Source organism: Vibrio sp. 10N.222.49.C9 (genome assembly GCF_041474985.1).
GTDB lineage: Bacteria > Pseudomonadota > Gammaproteobacteria > Enterobacterales > Vibrionaceae > Vibrio > Vibrio crassostreae_C.
The window spans coordinates 1-380 of sequence record NZ_JBFRVD010000749.1 but is presented as its reverse complement, the minus strand read 5'-3'; the positions used below and the strand labels follow the sequence as shown (position 1 = coordinate 380).

At 43.2% G+C, this 380-nt stretch carries 1 protein-coding gene; it reads left to right on the top strand.

Annotation, left to right across the window (positions count from 1 at the left end; translation table 11 throughout):
* On the top strand, positions 1-321 hold a 321-nt coding region (locus AB4585_RS25395), incomplete at its 5' end, for a hypothetical protein (RefSeq protein ID WP_372171551.1).
* Positions 322-380: the final 59 nt, after the last annotated feature.

Here is a 380-nt window from a genome sequence, read left to right as displayed (position 1 = left end):
GAAACAGGCATTACCATGTCTTTACTCAAGAAGAATTTTAGCGGCCATGTTATAGCCTTTTTCGATTGTGATTTTGCGGGTTTCGCTATGGCCAAAGCCTCTCTTGCGGATGAACTGATTGTGCCCAATACGAACGTAAACACATTTAAAAAAATTGGCAGCAGAGACCTGTATGACATTCAAAGCAACAAGTTCAAACTCAACCCACGCTCCTTCCCCGCCATTTATACGACGATGATGACAGCCGGGTATTGCCTAACTCAAGAAGCACTGATTTTTCATCAAGTCCCACTAACCCTTGAGCAAAACTCACGCAGTTAACTAGCTTTAGAGATTGTCGTTACGATAAGAAATGACGCCGTACTGATAATGGTCTTCCC